Source organism: Devosia sp. (genome assembly GCF_028290645.1).
Taxonomy (GTDB): domain Bacteria; phylum Pseudomonadota; class Alphaproteobacteria; order Rhizobiales; family Devosiaceae; genus Devosia_A.
The window spans coordinates 1-2,654 of the sequence record NZ_JAQGJL010000145.1 but is presented as its reverse complement, the minus strand read 5'-3'; the positions used below and the strand labels follow the sequence as shown (position 1 = coordinate 2,654).

The following is a 2,654-nucleotide window of genomic DNA, read 5'->3' as shown; positions in this document are numbered from 1 at the left end:
AGTTCAGCCCGTTCACCGGGTAGCCGGAGACATTGGCCGTCGACACCACGATCTGCGGATAGAGGTAGAGCCAGTTGCTGGCCGCGTCCTCGGCGATGAGCTTGTTGGCCTCCAGCAGCTTGGCCGTCTGCTCCTCGACCGTCGCCGCCGCCTCGGAGTCGGCGATCAGCTTCACCACTTCGGGGTTGTTGTAGCCCCAGTAGAAGTCCGGGTTGCCGTAGAACACGATATCGCGATGGTTCACGTGCTCCTGCAGCGTCGCCTGGAAGTCGTGCTGCTGGTAGACCTTGGTGTACCACTCGTTGGCCGTGATGATGTTGATGTTCACCTTCACGCCGACCTTGGCATATTCGGTCTGCAGGAACTGCGCGACGAGCGGGTGCGGATCGTAGTCGGGCGTATCGAGGGTGAACTCGAAGCCGTCGGGATAGCCGGCCTCGGCCAGCAGCGCCTTGGCGCTTTCCGGATCGTAGGCGTCGACGCCGGTGAGATCGACATACCACGGGTCAGTCGGCGGCACGAACGAGCCGATCACCAAGCCATAATCGCCCCAGATCGAATTCAGCAGCTTCGCCTTGTCGGTGGCGCGGGCGAGCGCCTTGCGCACCTTGACGTTGTCGAACGGCGCGACCCGGTCGTTATAGGCGAGGATCTCCTTGGTCGTCGAAGCGCCCGCGGTCACGGTATAGGCTGGATTGCCGGTGAACTGCGTCAGCGAATCCGGGCTCTGCACCGAGGTAACGATGTCGACCGCGTTGGTCAGCAGCGCATTGTTCAGCGCGGTGGCGTCGGTGAAATAGTTGAACACCACCTCGGCATTGGTCGGTGCCTCGCCCCAGTACTTGTCGAACCGCGCCAGCGCCAGCGCCGAACCGCGGCGCCATTCGCCGAGCGTATAGGGGCCCGTGCCGTCTTCGGTCGCAGTGATGTCGGTCGCCTTGTCGTTGACGATCCAGACATAGCTGAGATTGTAGGGCAGCGAGATCGAGCGGGCCGAGAGCGTGATGACCACGGTCGCGTCATCCGGCGTCTCGACGCCGGTGATGGTCGAGAGGCTCTTCTTGCGCGAGCTCTTCGAGGCTTCGGCGGTAACGCGCTCGATCGAGTATTTCACGTCGGCGGCAGTCAGCGGATCGCCCGAGTGGAAGGTGACGCCCGGCTTCAGCTTGAAGGTGTAGGTGAGTCCGTCCTCGCTGGTCGTGTAGCTATCCACCAGCCCCGGTTCCACGGTCCCGGCATCGGTCAGCTGGAACAGCGCCTCGTAGACATTGCCGTTGAACGCCTCGTTGATGCCCTGGCCGGCGCCGGCGGTGTTGTCGAGGTTCTGCGGCTCGTACAGCGAGCCGATGCGGATGGTGGCGTTGGGATCGAACTCCTGCGCCATGGCGAGCGGCGCCAGCGCCACGCTGCCGAGCAGCGCAGCCGCGACGAGCGCGCGACGGACGGAAATCTGGTTCATTCGAGGAACTCCTTGTTCGTTATCATCCGAACCGAAGACACTGGTTCGGCGGGAGGCGCATGAACTGCCTCCGATTGGCATCTGAGTAGCCTGTCCTGCCCAAAAACCCTAGACCCGCGGTAGTCTATTCTTACCGCGCCCGTCCCCCAATGCGGAACGCCCTTTGTTCCCCTCCGGAGAAAGCGAAATCTCGTTCCGCAAGACGCTTTAAGCCGATTTGCGCCTGCTCCACGGTGCCTTCTCGCGCTAGACTTCGGCCCTCGGGCAAACGAGTGATTCAGATGACCATTTCCTACGACGCCGTCCTCGACGACATGGTGAATGTGGCGCGCCAGGCCGGCGCCCTGACCCAGGGCTATTTCAAGCGCTTCCGCGACCTCGAAATCGGCATCAAGGGCCCCGCCGATTTCGTCTCCGACGCGGACAAGGAATCCGAACTGCTGATCCGCAAGTTCCTGTTCGAGCGCTACCCGGAGTGGAGCTTTACCGGCGAAGAGTTCCCACCCGTCGACAAGGCCGACCAGGACTTTCGCTGGCTGGTCGACCCCATCGACGGCACCACCAACTTCATCAACGGCATGCACTACACCATCTCGATCGCCCTCCGCCGCGGCAACGAGACGGTGGCGGGCGTGCTCTACAACCCGCCCGCCGACGAGATGTTCACCGCCATCAAGGGGCAGGGCAGCTTCATGAACGGCGAGCGCCTGCAGGTCAGCGAGCAGACCGATATCGGCCTCATGTGCATCGGCACGGGCCTGCCCACCCCCGGCCTCTCGCTCTATCCCGGCGCCTACGACCGCCTCGACGCCATTCGCGCCCCCATCGGCGCGGTCCGCATCGTCGGCAGCGCTGCCAATTCCTGCGCCTATGTCGCGCTGGGCCGGCTCACCGGCTACTACGAGGAAACCGGCTTCGTCGACACCGCCGCGGGCATCCTCTTCGTCGAGGAAGCCGGCGGCATCGTCACCGACTGGTGGGGCAGGGGCCCCGAATACTTCGAGCAGACCGGCACGATGATCGTCGCCAACAAGGCGACCCATGCGTACCTGATCGAGAAGCTGAAGGACGTGCCGAGGAAGGATCCGCGGTAGTAGGGAGGGATAGCTTCGACGCTCCCACAAGACTCGATGCCCCCCTCCCCCTTGGCGGGGGAGAAAGCGAAATCTTAGGTTTAGCCTATTGGCCAAGCCTT

2 protein-coding genes are annotated in these 2,654 nt (G+C 63.4%); one reads left to right on the top strand and one right to left on the bottom strand.

Annotated features, from left to right (window positions below):
- On the bottom strand, positions 1–1,459 hold a 1,459-nt coding region (locus JWQ89_RS08370), incomplete at its 3' end, for an ABC transporter substrate-binding protein (RefSeq protein WP_299640048.1).
- A gap of 281 nt (positions 1,460–1,740) precedes the next feature.
- Here JWQ89_RS08370 and JWQ89_RS08365 point away from each other — a divergent pair.
- Positions 1,741–2,553, top strand: a complete 813-nt coding sequence (locus JWQ89_RS08365; RefSeq protein WP_299640047.1) for an inositol monophosphatase family protein — start codon at positions 1,741–1,743, stop codon at positions 2,551–2,553.
- Positions 2,554–2,654: the final 101 nt, after the last annotated feature.